Below are 21,074 nucleotides of genomic sequence, written 5' to 3'. Positions count from 1 at the left end.
ATTCGACGCGCCAGGCGGGGCACTCGGTCGGCAGGCAACACGAACCCGGGGCCCTCAAGCCCCGTGGTTCCCACCCACTCCCGCACGCGGAACGTGCGGGAGACGCGGTACCGGCCCTGTCGACGAGAGACGAGGCCGTACACCGCAAAGGTCCTCAAGAGGGGAACAACGCATGATCATTCTCGGTCTCATCCTCCTCCTCATCGGCATGTTGGCCGGTATCGGCCTTCTGACGACGGTCGGCGGCGTCCTCATTGTCGTCGGCGCGGTCCTGTGGATCCTGGGCTCCACCGGCCGCGCGGTCGGCGGCCGCAAGCACTTCTTCTAGACGCGCGTGCCGGGGCGCGAGTTCGGACGCACCCGCGGTTCGTCCACCGGCCCACGCCTGGCGCGGCGGTGCGGACATCTCAACGAGGCGCGGCGGGCCCGTCGTTCCGGTACACCGGGGAGGTCCGGTGTACCGGAACGACGGGCCCGCCGCGCCTCGGCACCCGCGCAAGACGCATTCCGACCTGTGCCCGTACGACTCGTGTACGAGACGCATGCCCACGACCACCGGCAACCAGGCGGGTATCGCCAGCGGGTGGCTTCCCGGCACGCTGTCGGAGACCAGATGCCGACAGGCCCCGCGAACTGGGCGACCGGCGTCGGAACGGCCAACGCATCCTGCTGATCGCCCACTCCGCCAACCGCTGGGCCCTCGAAGTCCTCCTGGACGGTGCCCGCCTGACCGACCTCGTCTCCGCTCCCTTCCGCTGGCGACCCGGCTGGGAATTCACCGTGCGCTGAAGTCGATGCGGCAGCGGTCAGGCTGCCCTTCCTCTCGTGGAGGCACTCCGGGCGGCACGCACGCGCAGGGCCCCGGAGACGGTCACTCCGGTACCGGCCAGCAGCAGCGCCACGCCCGTACCCACCACATTCGGCGCGTGGGCGATCCACCGCGACCCGACCCGGGTTGCGGTCACCTCGACAGGGTCCTCCCGGCCGTCGTGGTCGACGAAGGTGAACCGGGTACGCAGCGGGGGCGGCTCCGGCCGCCGGGGTGGGCCCCCTGGACGATGGGCGATCAGCGCGTACTGCCGGGCCTGACGCCGCAATTCGGCAGCCGTCTCGATCTGCGCACGGCTCATCCCGAAGCAGTGCCAGACGGTGCCGCCCTTCTCGACGCGCGTCTCGTGACAGCTGATCCGGGTGAACGTCTCCGTCTCCAGGCCCGGCGCTCCGGTCCCAACGGCGACCACTCCGCCGCCGGCCATCAGCAACAGCGCTCCCACGCCCCTGCCGGACCGTCCCGCCGCGCGCACCTCGTCCATCCCGGCTCCCCCGTCGTCGGACGCACGGGGCAAGCCTAGAAACGGCGGCGCGCACCGGGCAATGCTCAGCCGGTACCGCACGCGTCACCGTTCCGTCCCGGCAAGGCCCGCCGGGCACACGCCTCAGGCGTGAACGCAGTCCTGTACGACCGTGCGGGCCAGCGACGACCTCGGCTCACGCAGCTCGGCCTCGATGGCCTCAGCCGTGGCGTCGTCGAGTGTGACCGCAGCCGACAGTGCCGCCCCGAGCGTCATCCGCGCGACGCGTGCATCGGACGACGGCAGCCCGGAGCCCTCCTGCCCGGCGCCGTCGCGCCGGCCGTCGGACGGCGCGGCACCGTCACGCAACTCCGCTGCGAGCACTGCTACTCCGGCCCAGAACCGTTCGTCCGCGCGACCCGCCACACCAGGCTCGCGGAAAGTACGCAGGGCGACCGCCCTCCGCTGTACCTCGGCGCTCACGGGCCCGGCCAACTCCCGGGCGCGAAGGGCGGAGACGGCCGCCTCGGTGGAGGCCACCCGGGCCGCCACGGCGTCGGCGCGGAACTCCGCACGTCGCGCACCCGGCAGCGTGAGCCGCACCAGCAGACGCGCCGCGCTCCGCCCCACCCACTTGGGCAGCCACAGCATCCCGTCAGCCGCGCGGCTGCCCACGTCGTAGCGTCGCGCCGCCTCGGCCATCTCGTCCGCGTGGCGGGACAGCGGGGACCGCGCGGTGAACAGCGGCTCCACCGAGGAGAGCCGCCCGTCCTCACGCTCGGCGCTCTCTGACAGCGCACCGAGCGCGCTGCTCACCACGAAGCCACGGCGGTCGTCACCCGATACGAAGTGCCCCACCTCGTGGGCAACTGCCGCGACCCGCTCCTGCGGTGCGAGGGTGAGCCAAAGGGGCAGGCCGATCTCCAGCCCTCGCCTGCGCCGGATGCCGTAGGCGAAGGCCCGTACGGCGAAACCCGGGCTCACCTGCACGACGTGCAGCCGCCCCGCACCGGCCGTGTCCGCGATGTCGTCCAGCAGGCCGAAGAGGGCCGGCGCATCCGCCCGTCGCAGCGTGGGCAGACCGGGGTCGAGCCGGCTCACCCGCGGATGCAGCAGGGCGGCGAACCCGAGCAGCAGCAGGCCGATCAGCGGCTGCACGACCGTCTCCCAGCCGAGGACGACCAGCGACAGCCCACCCGCGAGCAGGCCCGCCGTGAGCAGATGCGTCACCGCGGCGATGGCGTACGCCCCGGCCCTCCGCCACCCGACCCGATCTCTCGCTCCACCCACCTTGGCCTCGGCGGCGATTCGTCGCACCTTCACGTGACCTCCCCCGTCTCGCTCTCCAAAGCATAGGAAACACGGGCGGATCCGGCGAGAGGACCGACGAAACGCGAAGACCCCACCGATCTCGGCAGGGTCTCGTGCTGGTGGGCGCAACAGGGGTACGCCCCCGTACGAATCCCTCGTGCCACCAGGCAAGAGCCCCTGGAAGGTCCTGTACCTTCCAGGGGTCCACACGATGACACCTGTCATCAGCCGCTTTACAACGCCGTTACAGATTGCGGTCATCGCGTCACCGCTGGAACATCGATCACGCAGGCTCGAGTGCCGATCCCCGTGGCCTGCGCGGTGCCCCCGTCGTCCGCCGGCGGCGGGCACCGCTTCCGCTCCCGTCCCGTGTGAAGGTTCCGTCGCGGGACGGGGCGGCGTCCCAGCGCGGGGTGATGGGACGCCGACACACCACGCCCCCGCCCGGACTCCCAGCGGGCGGGGGCACCTTCACTCGTCCGGGGCCACCGAGACTTGGCCATGGCTGCGCCGCGCTTCTCACGGCGGCCGGCGCCGTGAACACGTACACGCACGTCGTCCAGGACACACAGCGCGAGGCGGTGAGCCACATGGACCGCCTGCTCAGGTACCGCCCCGACCGCGACTGACCGTCGCCGTTGATGTCAGCCCTGGATGTCAATGACCCCCGGCCGTGATCGGTCGGGGGTCTTCTGTGCTGGTGGGCGCAACAGGGATCGAACCTGTGACATCTGCCTTGTAAGGGCAGCGCTCTACCGCTGAGCTATGCGCCCGGGCTGGGGTGAGGGAACAGAGTACCCTGCCGCCGCAGGCCGGGGGCAAACGCGGGCCGTGTGTTCCGGAGAGGCGGGTGGGAGAATGGCCGGGCGATCCACTGGCGGCGACGGGGAGAGACACAGGTGACAGCGAGCGGCGGCACCCGCCGATGGGGATGGGGCGGCGGCCGGGCCGAGAACAAGCGTGCCGACGCGCAGGCCGCGAAGGACGCCGCAGCCGCCTCCTTCTACGAGCTGGACACGGCGCAGCGTGATCTGCGGATCTCCATCGAGACGATCACCGCCGTGGACGACTCGCCGCAGGGGCGCAGGGCCGCCGCGGACTTCGCGGAGTTCGGGACGCGGATCGACCAGGTGAGTCACCGCTACATCGCCGCCGTGGACGCGCACGACCTGGACCGGGACGACCTGGACGCGGGTACGGCGGCCCGCGCGCGGGCCGAGCTGGAGCAGGCGCGGGGCGAGCTGGTGCGGACGAAGGCGGACCTGGAGCGGTTCCGGCAGGGACTGGGGTCGCTGCTGGACCGGGCGGAGACGCAGTTGGCACAGCTCGCGCCGGCGGTGGAGCGGGCCCGGCAGGGACTGCTCGCGGCGACGACGGCGCTGGAGGCGGTACGGGCGTCCGGGCTGAAGGCGGACGACCTGGCGGCGCGGCTGGCGGCGCTGTCGCCGGAGCTGACACGACTGAACGAGGGCGCCGGGCGCCATGGGGTGGCGGAGACGCTGCACCGTGCCGACCGGGTCGTGCGGGAGGCCGAGACGATCCGGCGGGAGGCGGATCGTCTGCCGGAGCGGGCAGCGGAGACGGACAAGCGGCTGGCGTCGCTCCGGACCCGGGCGCAGGCGCTGCACAACCGGGCGGGCAAGGTCGAGCCGGTGCTGAGCGAGCTGCGGCGTCGTTTCGCGCTGGCGTGCTGGGAGGACCTGCAGGGCGTGCCGGAGGAGGCCGCACGGGCCGTGCGGCAGGCGGAGGAGAAGCTGGGCGAGGCGCAGCGGGCGCGGGAGGAGCAGCGCTGGCCGGATGCGACGTCCCTGCTGGCGACGGTGCGGGCGCTGCTGAACACCGCCGACGAGGCGGTGAAGGCGGCCGGGGACCGGTTGCAGCGGCTGAACGAGGTGAGCTTCGACCACACCCGTGAGGTGGAGAAGGCGCGGTTCGCGATCCGCGACGCGCAGCGGCTGGCGATGGCCGGTCGCAGCACTCCGGACCCGCGGCACGCGCAGCCGCTGGACCGCTCGGTGGAGCGGGTGGACCGTGCGGTGGCGGAGCTGACCGGGCGGCATCCGGACTACTGGCGCTTCGTGACAGAGCTGGACGCCGTGCGGGACGCCGTGCAAGAGGTGGTGGATCAGATCCGGCGGGAGATGGCCGGCGGCTGACGCGGTGACCCCTGCCTCGGGGACTTCCCCCTGACCTGGGACGACGTGCGGCGCTATGCTGCGTCGCATGCCACGTTACGAGTACCGCTGCCGCGAGTGCGGAGCCACGTACGAGCTTCGGCGCCCGATGGCGCAGTCCAACGCGCCAGCACCGTGCCCGGAGGGGCACCAGGACACGGTGAAGCTCCTGTCCACGGTCGCGGTCGGCGGCACGGCGAGCGCCCCTGCTGCCGCGCCCGGGGCGGGCGGCGGTGGCGCTGGCTGCTGCGGAGGCGGCTGCTGCGGCTGACCCGGACGGGACTGCCACCCGCGCCGGACACGAGTGGAGGGCGGCAGGCCGTTCACGCGGCGCGCAGCGCCTCGCGCAGGACGCGTTCGCCCGCCGCGACTCCGCGCTCGGGCAGGGCAGCGATGTGCGGGGCGTGCCATCCGGTGTCGGCGAGTTCGCCGTGGCCGGGGCGCCAGCCGGCGTCGGCGTGTTCGAGCAGGTCGGCGTCGAGTAGGGAGTCTCCGGCGGCCAGCGTCCGCGTGGCGCCGGTGCGGCGGGCGATCTCGGCGATGGCGGCGCTCTTGGTGAGCGGTCGTGGCACGGCGTAGATCTTGCGTCCCTGGAGGGAGACGGTCCAGCCGTGCGGGCCTGCCCAGTCGGCGAGTTCCTTGACCCAGGTGTCGGGCAGTTCGGCGCGGTCGACGACGAGGTAGGCGAACAGGTCCTCGGCGACACGTTCCTTGAGCAGCCACGCCGGGTCGGCGGTGCGGCGCAGGTGGTCGCGGATCTCGACGAGCGGCGCGCAGTCGGAGAGGCTGCGGCGCACGTGGGTCTGCCAGTCGGGGTCGGAGACGCCGTCTACGAGCAGGTGCCCGCCGTTGGCGCAGACGGCGTACCGTGCGGGCGGGCCGGGCAGGTGGATGCGGTGGTACTGCTCGCGGGTGCGGGTCGTGGTGGGGACGAACACCGTGGCGTCGGCGACCTGCGGGAGCAGCGCGGCGGCGGTCTCCGTGACGTAGGACAGCGGGCGCTGCTGGTAGACCTCGACGCACAGCAGGCGCGGGGCCTCGTGGTCGGGGGCGGTGAGGTTCAGCGCCGCGGCCGAGTAGATCAGCGTGCGGTCCAGGTCGCTGGCGAACAGCGTGCTCGCGGTGCGGGGGCTCTCCGTGCGCGTGGTCACCGCGTGGCCTCTCCGGCCGTCGTGACGGCCTTTCCGTCGGCGCCGGTGGCGCCTCGCGTGTAGCGGGGGTGGATGAGCCCCACGCAGGTGTACGGCAGGTCGTCGGTCTCCTCGACCGGCACGCCGCGCTGTTCGGCGAGCAGGCGTACGTGGTCGAGGTCGGGGCCGGCGCCCCGGCGGGCCAGGATGCGCCAGGGAACGCGGCGGAGCAGCACCCGGGTGGTCTCCCCGACACCGGGTTTGACCAGGTTGACGTCTCCGATGCCGTACGCGTCGCTGATGCGCTCCACGGCCCGCCAGCCGGCCCAGGTGGGGGCGCGGTCCGCCGGGTCGGCGGCGAGCAGGACGCGGGCGTCGTCGGCGACCGCGTCGCGCACCTCGGCGAAGCGGGCGGCGACGGCGTCGAGGAAATGGCGGGAGAGGTCGGCGCCGGCCAGTTCGCGGTAGAACTTGGCGCCGTGGAAGTCGTGCGGGCCGACCAGGTCGGCGCGCAGCACGGTGCGGGAGACGAGGCCGGAGACGGTGGAGTTGAGGCAGGCGGAGGGGATGAGGAAGTCCTCGCGCGTGCCGTAGGTGCGTACGCAGCCGCCAGGGTCGGCGAGCACCGCGATCTCCGGGTCGAAGCCGGGGAACGGTTCGAGGGCGGCGGCGAGTTCGCGGGTGATGGCGCCCTTGCCGGTCCAGCCGTCGACGAAGACGACGCCGGACGGCTCGTGACGGGCGGCGAGATGGCGCAGCGCGTTGGTGTCGATGCCGCGGCCCCGGACGATGGACAGCGTGTAGTGCGGCAGGTCCAGGCCGTGCGCGTACCGGGCCCACCGCCGCATCAGCACGCCGACGGGCGTGCCGGCGCGGGCCAGGGAGGCGAGGACGGCGCCGTGTCCGCGTTCGGCGAGCAGGGTCTCGGTGACGGTGCCGACGGCGCGGGCGATGCGGGCGGCGGAGGCGTCCAGGGCGCTGTGGAAGAGGCGCTGGTACTCCTCGCTGGGCTGGTATTCGACGGGCAGCGACTCCGCGTAGTGCGCGCCCCCGCGCTGGATGGCCTCTTCCCGTTCCTCGGTGGGCGCCTCCAGGGTCACATCGGACAGGTCCTGGAGGAGCCAGCCCACGTCCTCGGGGTCGTAGGAGGAGAAGGAGGGGCCGCGCAGCGGCTGCGGCAGCGGGGTGTGGGAGGGCACGACGGCGAGCAGGACGGCGCCGGTGTGCGGAGCCAGGCGGGCGAGGAGGCCGCCGGGGGCGTGCAGGTCGGGGGTGTCCCCCGGGGTGTCGGTGAGGACGACGACGGCGTCGAAGCGGCGGGCCGGGTCGGCTCCGGGGGCGACGTTGTAGGTGTAGCGCTCGCCGGGGCCGTCGGACGGGTCGTCGTGTGCGGGGAAGGCGAGGCGGGTGCGGATGGCGTACCCGGGGTCGTCGACGGGGAGGACGGGCGAGCGGGTGGTGGTGGAGAAGCGGACCTCGGCGCGGTCGCCGAGGTGGTCCTGCAGGGCGCAGGCGAGCCGGACGGGGACGTACATCAGCTCCTCGCAGCCCAGCACGAGAACGCGCGGCGGGTGCGGGGTGCCCGGGGGGTGCTCCGGTCCGGCCGGGACGCCCGCCGCGGTGAGCCCGTCGGCGAGGCGGGCGGCCATGCCGGGCAGTGCGGTCTCCAGGCGGGCCCGGTGGGCGGGCAGGAAGCCGTGGCGTCCGCCGTCGGGGACGCCGAGCGGCCAGCCGAGGTCGATCCGGTGGAAGGTGGCGGGGACGGCGGCGGGTGTGTCGGCGGTGGCCGGTTCGGTGGTGGCCGAGGCGGCGGGGTCGTGCTGGGCGACGAGCGCCTGGCCGCGCTCCAGGGCGTCGGCGGGGAGCCGGACACCCCCGGTGGCGAGGGCCACGACGTCGACGGTGGAGTTCAGTTCGGCGGCGAACTTCTCCAGGGAGGCCCGATCCTCGGCGGACCGCATGTCGACCAGGGCGACGACGACGTACCGCCGTCGTGGAAACCGGCTGTGCAGCGCGCGAAGAGTGTTCCGGACGGTGTTGCCGGTGGAGAACTCGTCGTCGACCAGCACCAGGGGACCGTCTCCGGCCAGCAGCGCCGGGTCCTCGGGGAGCAGCAGGTGGCCGGTGGCGTGGCTGTGGCTCTCCTCGAACGTTCCCGCCTGGGTCGCGCCGGGGACTCTGCGGCGTGTGGAGTGCAGGTACGGCACCGGACCCAGGCCGTCGGCGACTGCGTGGCCCAGTCCGGTGGCGGTCTCGGCATAACCGAGGACCACGGTGCCGCGCAGCGCGGCTTCGTCGTCGGCGTCGGCAGCGCTGTCGGCCCCGTCGGCGCGGCCGGCGGGGTGGCCCGGCAGGAGGAGTTCCCGCACCCGGCGGCCGAGCTCCAGACCTGCGCCGTACACGCGCTGCGGCCGCTGCGGAACATGCTTGCCGAGCACGTCCGAGACCAGCAGGTGCGCACGCTTGGGGTTGCGCCGCAGCGCGAGGCCGACCAGCTCCCGCACGCCGCCGGTCAGTTCGACGCCCAGCTCGCGTGCGACCCACTCCCCCGGCCAGACTCCGCCGTCCGGACCTGGTATCCGTTCCGTCACGTCCTCGCTCACCTGACTCCAGCCGCCAGCAGTTCCACGAAGCCCACACCCTCGCGCGCCACGCCGAAGGCCTCGGCCCTCAGCAGCGTACGTTCGGCCCACGCGCGGTGCGGCTTCACCTCGTTCATCTTGTTCGTGTACACGGAGCGCAGCACGCCTCCGCCCCCGCGCTCCGGGCGCAGTATGTCGGTCGCGTCGCTGTACTCCTCGTGCGAGACGACGGACAGCGCGTGGACCGGCGCCACGTGCGAGGGGTGTATGCAGGTCTTGCCGAGCAGGCCGTTGGCGCGGTCCAGCTCGATCTCGCGCAGCAGGCCGTCCATGTCGTGCTCGATGAGCTCGGCGCGCAGCGCTTCCGCACGGCCGCTGTGAAACGGGCTGCTGCGCAGCTGCGGCTTGAACATACGTTCCTGCAGGCGGAAGTACTCCCACACCGGGCCGGTGACCGTGAAGCCGGTGCCGTCGGCGCGGCCCAGCACGTTGACCACGTCGCCGATGACGCCGGCGACGAGCTGGACGTCGTAGGCGGTCATCTCGGGGGTACGCCGCAGCCCGTACGCGGAGCAGAAGTCAGTGACGCCGAGACGCAGGGCGAGCACGCGGTCGCGGTACTTGGTGACGGCCCTCGAGATCCCCGCCAGGGTCTCGGCCCGGCTCTCCAGGTGGAGCAGCTCTGGCGACTCCAGCACCGGCATGGCGAAAAGTCGCCGTCCGGCGAGTGCCTCGGCCCCGGTTACGGCTTCCAGGAAGGGCACACCGCGGTCCTCGGTGAACTTCGGCAGCACGAACCCGGCGAGGAGTTCGGCGCCGCGTCCCAGGCGGCGGATCAGGTCGGTGATCTGCCCGGGCGTCCGCACGCGGACGAACAGCAGCGGCAGCCGGTCCCCCGACCGGCCGGGAGGCAGGGCGGCGAACTGCCGCACGAGGTTGTCCTCGGCCGCCGCCACGTCGGCGTCGTCGATGGAGTCCTCCAGGCAGAGCACCATGGAGACGACCCCGCGCCCGGCCTGCTTGACGATGTCGGCGGCGAGGTGCGGGCGGGTGGCGGGGCTGTAGAGGGTCGCGCCCAGGCACGTGCTGAGCAGCCGTTGCGGCGTGCCGGCGTCGAATGCGACCGGTTCCCGGTGGAACAGCTCGCTCCGGAGGTGCGCCGGAAGATGCCCGAAGTGCCGCATGAACAACCGCCTCCCCGTGTGCCCGTGTGCCGCGTTCCCTGCCGTCCTGTCCCGGAACGACGGGATCCGGCCGCTCATCGTACGTTCGGGAGGGGCTGCGGAGTTCCCCCGGAGGTGAAATCCGCGTTACCCGGAGGTACCTGCGGGGCACCCGCGTTGTCCGGGGGTGTGCCGGGAAGGCAGGATTGAACGTATGACGCACACGATGCTCAAGGGCTCGAACGTTCCGCTGACGGCCTCGGCGGTGCGGGCCGTGCTCCGCTGGACGCCGTCCGGCGCCGGGGTGCCCGACGTGGACGCGTCCGCGCTGGTGCTGGGTGCCGCGGGCCGGGTGCGTTCGGACGACGACTTCGTCTTCTACAACCAGCCGCAGCACCCCTCCGGCCGCATCCGGCACCTGGGGAAGGGCCGGGACGGGAACGGCACGACCGACGCGGTGCAGGCCGACGTCTGGGCGCTGGAGGACGAGGTGCACCGGATCCTGCTGGTGGCCTCGGCCGACGGCGGGACGTTCGCGCAGGTCTCCGGGCTGCGGCTGACCCTGCAGGACACCGCGAACGGCGAAGCGTTGGCGGCCTTCGACATCGAGCCGGAGACCGGTTCGGAGACGGCGATGATCTGCGGCGAACTGTACCGGCGCGGCGAGGGGTGGAAGTTCCGGGCGCTGGGTCAGGGCTACGACACCGGGCTGACCGGGCTGGCGTCCGAGTTCGGGATCACGGTGGCCGACGAGGCAGACGCCGCCGCATCCGCCACTGCGGGCGGGACGGTACCTGATCCGCCGTCCGAGCCCGACTTCCCCGAGCCCTCGCCGGTGCCGGAACCGCGCCCGGAGCCGCATCCCGAGCCCGAGCCGGGGCCCGCGCCGGAACCGCCGGGTCCGGGACCAGTGCCGCCCGGCCCGGGGCCGATGCCCGAACCGCCGGGGCCGGACCCGCAGCCGCGCCCGGCGGGCGTGGGCGCGTTCGCCGCGTCCGACGAGCAGGCGACGGCGCCGTACGGCTATCCGCAGCCCGGCCCGGGCGGCGGTACGGGCTATCCGATGCCGCCGCAGCACCCGCCGCGCACCCAGCCGGCGTACGGCTACCCACAGCCCGCTTACGGCTACCCGCAGCAGCCGGACCCGGCGTTCACGCTGCCGCCGCAGGGGCCGCAGTTCCTGCGGCGCTGACGCGGGCGCGCACGGGCGTACGACCGGATCCTGCAGGCGGGGTCACACGCGGTCGGTCTTGTAGCCGCGCCCCCAGTGCAGGCCCCATCCGTAGAGCCGGTCCAGCTCCGATTGGAAGCCGTACACGTACCGGACCTCGCGGCGGACGACCAGTTCGCCCTTCTCGTGCTGCATGAGTACCACTGCGCAGGAGCGGGCCTGCGGGGCGCGTTCCTCCAGACCGACCTCGATGCGGGCGCCGTTGCTCAGGATGACGGTGAGGAGTCCCTTCGCGCGGTCGAATGCAGGGGTGTTGTCGTAGATGTAGACGAAGAAGAGCAGGCGCTTGATCTCGTCCTTGTGGTCGAGGTTGACGTAGATCGTCTCACCGGACGGGGCGCCGAACCGGTCGTCACCGGTGAGCTTGACGAACGGGGCGGCCTGGAAGTCGCCGAAGAGCGAGCCCAGGGGCTGGACCACGCCCCTGTTCCCGTCGGACAGTTCGTACATGCAGGCCAGGTCCAGGTCGACCTTGTCCACTCCGCGGGTGTGGGCCTGCACGACCTCGGGCTTGAGCGACTGCAGCGGGTGCCGTAAGGAGCTCGCCAGGCTGCTGCGACGGGTGAAGTCGGAGGTGTGCATCTGCCAGGAGAGGTTGACCTGGAGACTTCCGCTGTCGGCGCCCTGCTTGGTCAGCGACACCACGGGGTGGCGGCGGGTGAGCTCCACCGCGTAGGTCGAAGGGCCGCCGACCGTGTCGAACTTCGGCCACTTGCCCATGCCCTGCCGCCAGTTCTCCCACAGGGAGACCATCTCCTACCCACCCCACAGACTCGTTCCAGGCCGCATGCCGGTCGGGGCGGCACCGAGCCGGGCCCGGTGCCGCCCCGAGGGAAGCGTTCCGCAATCGGACGGCCTTGACACCCCTGACGGGAAGTCAGGGTGCCGGCCGCCGGGCGTCAGGCGCCGGAGGTGACCTCGGTCTTCTCCGGCTCCTCTCCTTCTCTCTCCAGCGCACGGTTGCGCCGGACCGACGACCAGAACGACCAGGCGATGAGCGCCACGCCGGCCAGGCCGGTGACCACCTCGGAGATCTGGAAGCGGATGGTGATGAGCAGGATGGCGGCGAGCACGCCGATGGCGTAGTGCGCGCCGTGCTCGAGGTAGACGTAGTCGTCCAGGGTGCCCTGGCGGACGAGGTAGACCGTGAGGGAACGGACGTACATCGCGCCGATGCCGAGGCCGAGCGCCATCCAGAAGATGTGGTTGGTGATGGCGAAGGCGCCGATCACGCCGTCGAACGAGAACGACGCGTCCAGGACCTCCAGGTAGAGGAACATGAAGAACGCCGCCTTGCCGGCCAGGCCGACGGCGCTCGGGTCCTTGCCGGCCTTGCGGGCCGCCTCGGCGGCCTCCTCCTCACGCTCGTCCTCTTCCTCGAGCTTGTTCTCGAAGTGGCTGGAGAGGCCGTGCACCAGGAGGTAGGTGACGAGGCCGGCGACGCCGGCGAGGAGGACGGTGGACGACTTGTCCGCGTGTTCGCCGCCGTACTGGTGGGCGTGAGTGGCGAGGAACATCGCCGAGATCAGCAGGGTGATCAGGGCGACGCACACGGAGAGCATCTCGACCCGGCCGAGCTTCGCGAGGGGACGTTCCAGCCACGGGAACCACTTGTGCTCCCGCTCCTCGAACATGAAGTTCAGGAAGATCATCAGCAGGAACATGCCACCGAACGCGGCGATCGACGGGTGCGCGTCCGTGACCAGCTGCTCGTACCGGTCGGGATCGTCGACGGCGAGCTGCACGGCCTCGATGGGGCCGACGCCCGCACTCACGGCGACGATCACGACGGGGAAGAGCAGCCGCATACCGAAGACCGCGATCAGGATGCCGATGGTGAGGAAGATCTTCTGCCAGAAGGCGTTCATCTTCTTCAGCACACCGGCGTTGACGACCGCGTTGTCGAACGACAGCGAGATCTCCAGGACGGAGAGAATCGCCACCACGGCGAAGCCCTTCCAGCCCCAGAAGAACGCGGCCAGGGCAAGACCCGCGGCGGTGACGCCGAAGGACCAGCCGAAGGTTCTCAGGATCACTGGTTACCCAATCTCTCAACTTGCCGGGGCTGTGGGCCGGGCCTCTTTACGAAACGTTGACTCCGAAGTCTAGGGCGATGCCTCGGAGGCCCGACGCGTACCCCTGTCCCACGGCACGGAACTTCCACTCCACCCCGTGCCGGTACAGCTCGCCGAAGATCATCGCCGTCTCGGAGGAGGCGTCCTCGGTGAGGTCGTAACGTGCGATCTCCTGGCCGTCGTCCTGGTTGAGCACCCGGATATAGGCGTCGGTGACCTGCCCGAAGGTCTGTCTGCGGGTCTCGGCGTCGTAGATGGAGACGGGGAAGACGATCTGGTCGACCTGCGCCGGCACCTGCTCCAGGTCCACCAGGACCGTCTCGTCGTCGTCGCTCCCGGTACCGCCGACGAGTTCGTCACCGGTGTGCTCGACGGAGCCCTCGGGGCTCTTGAGGTTGTTGTAGAAGACGAAGTACTCGTCACCGAGCACCCGGCCGGCGCCGCACAGCAAAGCGCTGGCGTCCAGGTCGAAGCCGGCGCCGGTGGTGGAGCGGGCCTTCCAGCCGAGACCGACCTCGACCCGTGTGAGGTTGGGTGCGGCCTTCGAGAGGGAGACGTTTCCCCCCTTGGCGAGCGTCACGCTCATGTGCTGCTTCCTCTCCGAAGTGTGTGGCCCGAGTGTGCTGCACGCGCACGGCGCCGCACACTTCCCCGACCGGGAAGCCTGCGGCGCCGTGCCTTGCCGAGATCAGGTGGACGTCCTCGCCGTACGGCTCAGACGTTGACCCCGAAGTCCTGCGCGATGCCGCGCAGGCCGGAGGCGTAGCCCTGGCCGACCGCACGGAACTTCCACTCCGCCCCGTGCCGGTACAGCTCGCCGAAGACCATGGCCGTCTCGGTCGAGGCGTCCTCGCTGAGGTCGTAGCGGGCCAGCTCGTTGTTGTCCGCCTGGTCGACGATGCGGATGAACGCGTTGCGCACCTGGCCGAAGCTCTGCTGGCGCGTCTCGGCCTCGTAGATCGAGACGGGGAAGACGATCTTTTCGACGTCCGCGGGCACACCGGCGAGGTTCACCTTGATGACCTCGTCGTCGCCCTCGCCCTCACCCGTGAGGTTGTCGCCGAGGTGCTCGACGGAGCCGTCGGGGCTCTTGAGGTTGTTGAAGAAGATGAAATTCTTGTCGTTGCCGACCTTTCCCTCGCCGTTGGCCAGCAGGGCGCTGGCGTCCAGGTCGAAGTCACTGCCGGTGGTGGTACGGGCGTCCCAGCCGAGACCGACCATCACGGCGGTCAGGTTCGGGGCTTCCTTGGTCAGCGAGACGTTGCCGCCCTTGCTGAGGCTGACTCCCACGAGTCCTCCTGAGAATTGTTCCTGAGGAGCACGGCGTGCCCCCGTGGACTGAACGGATGCCGCTGGGTCAACGAGTGGATGCCGGTGAGCGGTTCCCCTCACCCCACCGGTTCACTCAGAGGGTTTCCAGCGCCTTGACGTAGTCGCCCATGTCGCGCGCGTCCGGCAGACCGTTGACGACGGTCCAACGGATCACGCCCTCCTTGTCGATGATGAAGGTGCCGCGCACCGCACAGCCCTTCTCCTCGTTGAAGACACCGTACGCGCGGGCGGCCTCGCCGTGGGGCCAGAAGTCCGACAGCAGGGGGTACTCCAGGCCCTCCTGCTCGGCGAAGACCCGGAGCGTGAAGGGCGAGTCGCACGAGACCGCGAGCAGCTGCACGTCGTCCCCGGAGAACGTGGGCAGCTCGTCACGCAGGGCGCACAGCTCACCCGTGCACACGCCGGTGAAGGCGAAGGGGTAGAAGAGCAGGACGACGTTCTTCTCGCCCTTGAACCCAGCGAGGGTGACGGTCTCGCCGTGCTGGTTCTTGAGGGTGATGTCAGGGGCCTTGGTGCCGACCTCGAGGGGCTGCATGCCAGGGATCTCCTCCGGTTGCGGTGAGTGACCCGCCCAGCCTACGCAGGCCGGGAACGCCCGTCCCCGGCAGCCTGGGCTGTCGGGGACGGGCGGAGTGCCGCGGCATGCGCGGGGACGAGGCGCGAGAAGGGTCGGGGCCCGCTCAGCGCTTACCGGACTTGGCCGCCTTGGGGGTCATCAGCCGGGAGCCGGTCCAGTCCTTGCCGGCATTGACGTTGCCGGTCTGGGCGAGGCCTGCGGTCTGCGCGGCCTCGCCGATGTCGCTGGCCTCGACGTAGCCGTCACGGCCGGTCTTCGGCGTCAGCAGCCAGACAGGGGCGCCCTCGTCGATCATGGTGGTGGCGTCCACCAGCGCGTCCGTCAGGTCGCCGTCCTCCTCGCGGAACCACAGCACCACGGCGTCCGCGACATCGTCGTGATCCTCGTCGACGAGTTCGGTGCCCGTGATGGCCTCGATTCCCTCACGGAGTGCCTGCTCGGCGTCGTCGTCGTAGCCGAGCTCCTGGACCACCATCCCGGGCTGGAAACCCAGCCTTGCGGCGGGGTTGGTCCGCTCCTCCGCGTGGTCCGCGGTCGCGCTCACGGATTGCCTCCTGTCATGTTCCGGTACAAGGGATGCGCCTCGCCCTTCGCGCGAGGCTTTGGGCGTAGTCCACACGGGCGGGGCGGATCGCGCAAGTACCCGGTGCCCCGTCCCGCGCAAACGTCGACGTCTCCTCCCACAATGCACGATCCGTGGCGCATCGCACCACAGCATCCGCCGTCGGCGCCCTCCGGGCGTAGGGTGGGATTTCGGCCGCGCCCGACGATCGCGGCGCCGTACCGCCCGGACGGACGCACGGTTACCCCTCGGTAGGGGTGACGTACGCCCGGTCGCGGTACACGATGGAGGCGGCGCAGCCAGCAAGAGATCATCCGGCCCGGCCCATGACCGGACCCGGCCGAAGATCACCACCGAGCAGCGAAGGAACAGCGTGGCTTCCGGATCCGATCGCACCCCGATCATCATTGGCGGCCTTCCCAGCCAGGTCCCGGACTTCGACCCCGAAGAGACCCAGGAGTGGCTCGACTCACTCGACGCGGCGGTCGACGAGCGCGGCCGGGAACGTGCCCGCTACCTCATGCTCCGCCTCATCGAACGGGCCCGTGCCAAGCGCGTCGCCGTGCCGGAGATGCGGAGCACGGACTACGTCAACACCATCGCGACCAAGAACGAGCCGTTCTTCCCCGGCGACGAAGAGGTCGAGCGCAAGATCCTCAACGCGACCCGGTGGAACGCCGCCGTGATGGTCTCCAGAGCGCAGCGGCCCGGCATCGGCGTGGGCGGCCACATCGCCACCTTCGCCTCTTCGGCGTCGCTCTACGACGTCGGCTTCAACCACTTCTTCCGGGGCAAGGACGACGGAAGGGGTGGTGACCAGGTCTTCTTCCAGGGGCACGCGTCGCCGGGCATCTATGCGCGCGCGTTTCTGCTGGACCGGCTGACCGAGGCGCAGCTCGACGGCTTCCGGCAGGAGAAGTCGAAGGCGCCGAACGGCCTGTCCAGCTATCCGCACCCCCGGATGATGCCGGACTTCTGGGAGTTCCCCACCGTCTCGATGGGCCTGGGCCCGATCAGTGCGATCTATCAGGCTCGGATGAACCGCTACATGGAGGCCCGGGGGCTCGGCGACACCTCGCAGTCCCACGTGTGGGCGTTCCTGGGCGACGGCGAGATGGACGAGCCGGAGTCCCTGGGGCAGCTGTCCATCGCGGCGCGCGAGGGGCTGGACAACCTGACCTTCGTGGTCAACTGCAACCTTCAGCGGCTGGACGGGCCGGTCCGGGGCAATGGAAAGATCATCCAGGAGCTCGAGTCGGCCTTCCGCGGCGCCGGCTGGAACGTGATCAAGCTGGTGTGGGACCGGTCCTGGGACCCGCTGCTGGCCCGCGACCGCGACGGCGTGCTGGTGAACAAGCTGAACACCACCCCGGACGGCCAGTTCCAGACGTATGCCACCGAGTCCGGTGCCTACATCCGCGACCACTTCTTCGGCGGCGACCAGCGCCTGCGGGCCATGGTCGAGGGCATGACCGACGACCAGATCCTGCACCTGGGCCGCGGCGGCCACGACCACCGCAAGGTGTACGCGGCGTACAAGGCGGCCAAGGAGCACAAGGGCCAGCCCACCGTGATCCTGGCCCAGACGGTCAAGGGGTGGACGCTCGGGCCGAACTTCGAGGGCCGCAACGCCACGCACCAGATGAAGAAGCTGACGGTCGACGACCTGAAGCACTTCCGTGACCGGCTCCACCTGCCCATCCCCGACAGCGAGCTGGAGTCCGGCGCGCCGCCGTACTTCCACCCGGGAAGGGACTCGGACGAGATCCAGTACATGCACGACCGCCGCAAGGAGTGCGGCGGCTACGTGCCGACCCGGGTCGTACGGGCGAAGCCGCTGCCGCAGCCCGGGGACAAGGCCTACGCCACGGTCAGGAAGGGGTCGGGGCAGCAGCAGGTCGCCACCACGATGGCCTTTGTGCGGTTGTTGAAGGACCTCATGCGGGACAAGGAGATCGGCAAACGGTTCGTGCTGATCGCACCGGACGAGTACCGCACCTTCGGGATGGACTCGTTCTTCCCGTCGGCCAAGATCTACAACCCGCTGGGCCAGACGTACGAGTCGGTGGACCGCGAGCTGCTGCTGGCGTACAAGGAGTCGCCGACTGGGCAGCTGCTGCACGACGGCATCACGGAGGCGGGCTGCACGGCCTCGCTGATCGCGGCGGGCTCGGCGTACGCCACCCATGGCGAACCGCTGATCCCGGTCTACGTCTTCTACTCGATGTTCGGTTTCCAGCGGACCGGCGACCAGTTCTGGCAGATGGCCGACCAGCTGGCGCGCGGCTTCGTGCTGGGCGCGACCGCCGGACGGACGACGCTGACGGGCGAGGGCACCCAGCACGCGGACGGCCACTCCATGCTGCTGGCCGCGACGAACCCGGCGTGCGTGGCCTACGACCCGGCGTTCGGCTTCGAGATCGCGCACATCGTCAAGGACGGTCTGCGCCGGATGTACGGCGAGGACAGCGAGGACGTCTTCTATTACCTGACCGTCTACAACGAGCCGATCCAGCAGCCGGCGGAGCCGGAGGATGTCGACGTCGACGGCATTCTGCAGGGCCTCTACCGCTACCGGGCCGGCGAGCGGGGGACCCACCCCGCGCAGATCCTCGCCTCGGGTGTGGCCCTTGCGTGGGCGCTGGAGGCCCAGCAGATCCTCGCGGAGGAATGGGACGTCCGCGCCGACGTGTGGTCGGCGACGTCGTGGAACGAGCTGCGGCGCGAGGCGGTCGACGTGGAGCGGCACAACCTGCTGCACCCGGAGGAGGAGCAGCGTGTCCCGTACGTGACGCGGAAGCTCCAGGGGGCCAACGGTCCGAAGCTGGCCGTCTCGGACTGGGAGCGCGGTGTGCCGGACCAGATCGCACGGTGGGTGCCGGGCACGTACCAGTCGCTGGGGGCGGACGGCTTCGGATTCGCCGACACGCGCGGAGCGGCCCGGCGGTTCTTCCACATCGACGCCCCGTCGATCGTGCTGGGTGTGCTCACCGAGCTGGCGAGGGAAGGCCGCATCGACCGGTCCGCGCTGAAGCAGGCGCTGGACCGGTACCAACTGCTGGAGGTGTCCGCCGCCGACCCGGGCACCGCGGGCGGCGACGCCTGACCCCGCGGAAACGCGCGACTCCCCCGTCGAGGGGCCCCGGCCGCGGGCCGGGGCCCCTCGGCACGTCCGGGCCATCTCAGCGCTCCCAGATCTTGAAGGCGCGGACCTGGTAGGCCGAGCGGGGCGTCCAGGAGCCGGAGGGGTGGGTGTGGAACTCGCCTGTCGTGCCGCACTCCCGGCTCTGGTAGAGGGTCACGGGCCGGCCGGTGCGGTTGGCGTACGCGTCGGCGGTGTGCCCGGGTGGGAGCGCGACATAGCTCTCGATGGGTGTGCCGGAGAGCTCGAAGGAGAGTCGCTTCCCCGCGAAGTCCGCGTTCTCCCACAGGCACAGCTCACCAGCGCCGCAGTCGCCGAGCACCGGTCGCGAGGTGTCCCCCGAGGCGGCGGCCGGCGCGGCCCCGAGTGCCAGGGCGAGAGCAGGCAGCAGCGCGGCAGCGCGTGCAACTCTCCGCCGCACGGGGCCGTCGATCCCGCGTGGTGCCGCCGGAGCGACCGACGTGCTGGAGGGGGCTGCGCGGTGTCGGACGGCTGGGTCGTCCCGGTCGGACGAGCGCTCGGCGGGCATGCTGATCACACTCCCCGTGAAGGTGCCGGGCAGCGGATCCGCCCGGTGTCGTGATCAAGGCTGGCTTCCCGCATCCGCCGCTGCCAAGCGCAACCACCGGAAGTCACCGGTAGGGGTGGCCGAGTTGTCCACAGGCTGCCGTCCGTCCACAGATCCCGCGGGCGGTCCGCGGCAGCGAGGGGGACGGGATAAACAGGTGCAGGGGCGCGGTCCCCTCGGCCGTGCCCCTGCACCCCTCACCGCACGGAACGGAACGAGAGCTCCGTCCGTGCGAGTCCGCTACACGTGCACGGCGGGTTCCGCGTCGTGGGCGCCCCGCTTGGTGAAGACCGCGATCCCCGCAGCCAGCACCGCGACGATTCCCGCACAGGTGAAGGCGAGTCCCATGCCCGAGATGAACGCGTCGTGCACCACACTCGCCATGAGGTCGGCGATCTTCTCCGGGGTGCCCGCCGGAGCGGGCGGAGCGAAGCCGACGGCCGCGGCGTCCTCCAACTGCTCTGCCTGCTGGGCCTCCAGGGGCGGGAGGCCGGCCTCGGCCCACTTCTCCCCCACTACACCGCCGGCACGGGAGGCCATGACGGCGCCGAGGACTGCGGTACCCAGGCTCCCCCCGACCTGCATGGCCGCCTGCTGGAGCCCGCCGGCCACACCGGCGTGCTCGATCGGCGCGTTGCCGACGATGACCTCGGTCGCGCCGACCATCACCGGAGCCAGGCCGAGACCGAGAAGGGCGAACCAGAGAGAGGTGGCCAGAGTTCCGCTGCCTGCGTCCAACGTCGACAGACCGAACATCGCCACTGCGGTGATCACCATGGCCGCGACGAGCGGGCCACGCGGCCCGACCTTGGTGATCACGGCGCCGGCGAGCGGCGACGACACGATCATCATGGCCGTCAGCGGCAGCAGGTGCAGGCCGCTCTCCACCGGAGACATGCCGTGGACGTTCTGGAGGTAGAAGGTGACGAAGAACAGCCCGCCCATGAAACCGAAAGCCATGAGCACCATCAGCACGGTGCCCGCCGACAGCGGCACGGAACGAAACATGCTCAGCGGCAGCAGCGGCTCCCGTGCCCGGGTCTCCCAGAGAGCGAAGACGGCGAAGAGGACCAGCGCGACGGCGAGGAAGCCGAGCGTACCGGCATCGCCCCAGCCCCACTCGGGGGCCTTGATCAGCGCCCAGATCAGGCAGAACATCGCGACGGAGAGGAGCGCGATGCCGGGCAGGTCGAAGGACCTCGCCGCCTTCTCCGCCCGATGGCCCAGCAGGAACGCCAGACCCATGCCCAGGGCGAGGACACCGACCGGCACGTTGATGAAGAAGACCGATTCCCAGCTGACGTGTTCGACCAGCAGCCCTCCGACGATCGGGCCGGCCGCGGTGGAGGCGCCGATCACGGCACCCCAGATACCGATGGCCGCGTTGAGCTTCTCGGCGGGGAACGAAGCGCGGAGCAGCCCGAGCGCCGCAGGCATCAGGAGGGCACCGAAGACGCCCTGGAAGACACGGAAGGTGACGACCAGCGAGACGCTGGGAGCGAAGCCGATGGCCGCCGAGGCGACGGCGAAGCCGACCACGCCGAAAAGGAACGCCTGCCGGTGGCCGAAGCGGTCGCCGAGCTTGCCTGCCGTGATCAGTGAGACGGCGAGAGCGAGGAGGTAGCCGCTGGTGATCCACTGGACCTCGGCGAGCGTGGCGCCGAGATCCTGTTTGATCGCGGGATTGGCGATGGCCACGATGGTGCCGTCGAGGGCGACCATGGTGACGCCCAGCGCCACTGTGAGAAGCGTGAGCCACGGGTGGCCGCGAAGCCCTCTGGGCCGGGCGGGCTCTGCTATCGGCGGGCCCTGTGGTTCGGGCGCCCCCTTCGTGACGGTGGCGGTGTGCGAGCTCATGCCCGTGAGGTTAATGACAGCGTCTGACAATTGACAAACCAATTCATCAGTCTGCAGCTGTCATTCCGCTCACAGGTA

Annotated in this window: 18 protein-coding genes, 1 tRNA gene and 1 pseudogene; 6 read left to right on the top strand and 14 right to left on the bottom strand. The window is 71.1% G+C overall.

Annotated features, from left to right (window positions below; genetic code table 11):
• Positions 1-172 precede the first annotated feature (172 nt).
• Entirely contained in the window at positions 173-328 is a 156-nt protein-coding gene (locus tag E4198_RS19835; protein ID WP_136184340.1) for a hypothetical protein, read from the top strand.
• 478 nt (positions 329-806) lie between these two features.
• On the opposite strand, the gene E4198_RS19825 is transcribed toward E4198_RS19835, so the two are convergent.
• Entirely contained in the window at positions 807-1,313 is a 507-nt protein-coding gene (locus E4198_RS19825) for a hypothetical protein (protein WP_210732857.1), read from the bottom strand.
• Positions 1,314-1,436: 123 nt separating this feature from the next.
• The gene (locus E4198_RS19820) at positions 1,437-2,615 is read right to left on the bottom strand and encodes a M48 family metallopeptidase (RefSeq protein WP_210732856.1); all 1,179 of its coding nucleotides are present in this window, start codon (positions 2,613-2,615) and stop codon (positions 1,437-1,439) included.
• A gap of 524 nt (positions 2,616-3,139) precedes the next feature.
• Here E4198_RS19820 and E4198_RS19815 point away from each other — a divergent pair.
• Positions 3,140-3,232, top strand: a pseudogene (locus E4198_RS19815) (integrase); the annotation flags it as partial.
• A gap of 69 nt (positions 3,233-3,301) precedes the next feature.
• On the opposite strand, the gene E4198_RS19810 reads toward E4198_RS19815, so the two are convergent.
• Positions 3,302-3,376, bottom strand: a tRNA-Val gene (locus tag E4198_RS19810).
• A 126-nt stretch (positions 3,377-3,502) separates the two neighbouring features.
• On the opposite strand from E4198_RS19810, the gene E4198_RS19805 reads away from it, so the two are divergent.
• Both E4198_RS19805 and E4198_RS19800 read left to right on the top strand, forming a co-directional pair.
• The gene (locus E4198_RS19805; protein ID WP_136184339.1) at positions 3,503-4,759 is read left to right on the top strand and encodes a hypothetical protein; all 1,257 of its coding nucleotides are present in this window, start codon (positions 3,503-3,505) and stop codon (positions 4,757-4,759) included.
• A gap of 67 nt (positions 4,760-4,826) precedes the next feature.
• Complete coding sequence (locus E4198_RS19800) at positions 4,827-5,048, top strand: zinc ribbon domain-containing protein (RefSeq protein WP_136184338.1); 222 nt, start codon at positions 4,827-4,829, stop codon at positions 5,046-5,048.
• Between the two features lie 52 nt (positions 5,049-5,100).
• Here the strand turns inward: E4198_RS19800 and E4198_RS19795 are convergent, their stop codons facing one another.
• Genes E4198_RS19795 through E4198_RS19785 form a run of 3 tightly spaced genes read right to left on the bottom strand, consistent with a single transcriptional unit; the run spans position 5,101 to position 9,673 of the window.
• Complete coding sequence (locus E4198_RS19795; RefSeq protein WP_136184337.1) at positions 5,101-5,928, bottom strand: HAD family hydrolase; 828 nt, start codon at positions 5,926-5,928, stop codon at positions 5,101-5,103.
• Complete coding sequence (locus E4198_RS19790; protein ID WP_210732855.1) at positions 5,925-8,510, bottom strand: phosphoribosyltransferase; 2,586 nt, start codon at positions 8,508-8,510, stop codon at positions 5,925-5,927. Before E4198_RS19790 ends, E4198_RS19795 begins: the two co-directional genes overlap by 4 nt.
• On the bottom strand, positions 8,507-9,673 hold the full coding sequence (locus E4198_RS19785; RefSeq protein WP_136184336.1) for an HpcH/HpaI aldolase/citrate lyase family protein: 1,167 nt from the start codon (positions 9,671-9,673) through the stop codon (positions 8,507-8,509). Before E4198_RS19785 ends, E4198_RS19790 begins: the two co-directional genes overlap by 4 nt.
• Positions 9,674-9,866: 193 nt before the next feature.
• Between E4198_RS19785 and E4198_RS19780 the strand changes: the two genes are divergently transcribed.
• On the top strand, positions 9,867-10,844 hold the full coding sequence (locus tag E4198_RS19780) for a TerD family protein (protein ID WP_136184335.1): 978 nt from the start codon (positions 9,867-9,869) through the stop codon (positions 10,842-10,844).
• A gap of 42 nt (positions 10,845-10,886) precedes the next feature.
• Here E4198_RS19780 and E4198_RS19775 read toward each other — a convergent pair whose 3' ends face one another.
• The 6 genes from E4198_RS19775 to E4198_RS19750 form a co-directional block, all read right to left on the bottom strand.
• A complete protein-coding gene (locus E4198_RS19775; protein ID WP_136184334.1) occupies positions 10,887-11,636 on the bottom strand; it encodes a Tellurium resistance in 750 nt (249 codons plus the stop codon).
• Positions 11,637-11,782: 146 nt separating this feature from the next.
• Positions 11,783-12,919, bottom strand: coding sequence for a DUF475 domain-containing protein (locus E4198_RS19770; RefSeq protein WP_136184333.1), 1,137 nt, complete (start codon positions 12,917-12,919; stop codon positions 11,783-11,785).
• 46 nt (positions 12,920-12,965) lie between these two features.
• On the bottom strand, positions 12,966-13,544 hold the full coding sequence (locus tag E4198_RS19765) for a TerD family protein (RefSeq protein ID WP_136184332.1): 579 nt from the start codon (positions 13,542-13,544) through the stop codon (positions 12,966-12,968).
• 128 nt (positions 13,545-13,672) lie between these two features.
• Complete coding sequence (locus E4198_RS19760) at positions 13,673-14,248, bottom strand: TerD family protein (RefSeq protein WP_136184331.1); 576 nt, start codon at positions 14,246-14,248, stop codon at positions 13,673-13,675.
• A 115-nt stretch (positions 14,249-14,363) separates the two neighbouring features.
• On the bottom strand, positions 14,364-14,825 hold the full coding sequence (locus tag E4198_RS19755; protein WP_136184330.1) for a peroxiredoxin: 462 nt from the start codon (positions 14,823-14,825) through the stop codon (positions 14,364-14,366).
• Between the two features lie 145 nt (positions 14,826-14,970).
• Positions 14,971-15,411, bottom strand: a complete 441-nt coding sequence (locus tag E4198_RS19750) for a DUF3052 domain-containing protein (RefSeq protein WP_027762895.1) — start codon at positions 15,409-15,411, stop codon at positions 14,971-14,973.
• Between the two features lie 391 nt (positions 15,412-15,802).
• On the opposite strand from E4198_RS19750, the gene aceE reads away from it, so the two are divergent.
• Positions 15,803-18,535: a pyruvate dehydrogenase (acetyl-transferring), homodimeric type gene (gene aceE / locus E4198_RS19745; protein ID WP_136184329.1), complete on the top strand. Its 2,733-nt coding sequence runs from the start codon at positions 15,803-15,805 to the stop codon at positions 18,533-18,535.
• A 76-nt stretch (positions 18,536-18,611) separates the two neighbouring features.
• Here aceE and E4198_RS19740 read toward each other — a convergent pair whose 3' ends face one another.
• Both E4198_RS19740 and E4198_RS19735 read right to left on the bottom strand, forming a co-directional pair.
• A complete protein-coding gene (locus tag E4198_RS19740; RefSeq protein ID WP_247597759.1) occupies positions 18,612-18,992 on the bottom strand; it encodes a peptidase inhibitor family I36 protein in 381 nt (126 codons plus the stop codon).
• Between the two features lie 387 nt (positions 18,993-19,379).
• A complete protein-coding gene (locus tag E4198_RS19735) occupies positions 19,380-20,996 on the bottom strand; it encodes a DHA2 family efflux MFS transporter permease subunit (protein WP_136184327.1) in 1,617 nt (538 codons plus the stop codon).
• Positions 20,997-21,074 lie beyond the last annotated feature (78 nt).

The sequence above is a fragment of the Streptomyces sp. RKND-216 genome, from assembly GCF_004795255.1.
GTDB lineage: Bacteria > Actinomycetota > Actinomycetes > Streptomycetales > Streptomycetaceae > Streptomyces > Streptomyces hazeniae.
The sequence above is the reverse complement of the archived record's forward strand: the minus strand, read 5'-3'. Positions and strand labels throughout refer to the sequence as shown.